Consider the following 1111-nt stretch of genomic DNA (forward strand, 5'->3'; position numbering starts at 1 on the left):
TCGATCGTCTGCTCGAGATGATCGCACTGCAGGCCGAAATCCTCGACCTGAAGACCAATTCGGAGCGTCCGGCGGAAGGCACCGTGATCGAAGCCAAGCTCGATCGCGGCCGCGGTCCGGTCGCGACCGTGCTGGTGCAGCGCGGCACGCTGCGGATCGGCGACATCATCGTGGCCGGCGCAGAGATGGGCCGCGTCCGCGCCTTGATCTCCGACCAGGGCGAGAATCTCGAAGAGGCCGGTCCGTCCGTGCCGGTCGAGGTGCTGGGCTTCAACGGTCCGCCGGAAGCCGGCGACCGTCTCGCCGTCGTCGAGAACGAAGCCCGCGCCCGCCAGGTCACGAGCTACCGCGCGCACCAGAAGCGCGAGAATGCCGCGGCCTCGATCTCCGGCATGCGCGGCTCGCTCGAGCAGATGATGTCGCAGCTCAAGACCGTGGGCCGCAAGGAGTTCCCGCTGATCGTCAAGGCCGACGTGCAGGGCTCGCTGGAAGCGATCCTGGGCTCGCTCGAGAAGCTCGGCACCGACGAAGTCGCCGCCCGCATCCTGCATGCCGGCGTCGGCGGCATCTCGGAGTCCGACGTCACGCTGGCGGAAGGCTTCAACGCCGCGATCATCGGCTTCTCGGTCCGAGCCAACAAGGAAGCGGCGGCCGCGGCCAAGCGCAACGGCATCGAGATCCGCTACTACAACATCATCTACGATCTCGTGGATGACATCAAAAAGGCGATGTCCGGCCTGCTCGCGCCCACGCTGCGCGAAACCATGCTGGGCAACGCGCAGATCCTGGAAGTGTTCAACATTTCCAAGGTCGGCAAGGTCGCGGGTTGCCGCGTTACCGACGGCACCGTGGAACGCGGCGCCAATGTTCGCCTGATCCGCGACAACGTCGTGGTGCACGAAGGCAAGCTGTCGACGCTGAAGCGCTTCAAGGATGAAGTGAAGGAAGTGGTCGCCGGCCAGGAGTGTGGCATGGCATTCGAGAACTACGGCGACATGCGTGTCGGCGACGTGATCGAATGTTACCGCATCGAGACGATCCAGCGCTCTCTGTAAGTCCAAATCTTACGAAGCGCAGATCTTGACTGAAAATGCGACGACGTGGCCGGACT

The 1111-nt window shown here is 64.3% G+C and carries 1 protein-coding gene; it reads left to right on the forward strand.

Annotation, left to right across the window (positions count from 1 at the left end; all coding sequences use genetic code 11):
* On the forward strand, positions 1-1055 hold a 1055-nt coding region (gene infB, locus FNJ47_RS46165; protein WP_163163441.1), incomplete at its 5' end, for a translation initiation factor IF-2.
* Positions 1056-1111: the final 56 nt, after the last annotated feature.

The sequence above is a fragment of the Bradyrhizobium uaiense genome (assembly GCF_010811875.1).
Taxonomy (GTDB): domain Bacteria; phylum Pseudomonadota; class Alphaproteobacteria; order Rhizobiales; family Xanthobacteraceae; genus Bradyrhizobium; species Bradyrhizobium uaiense.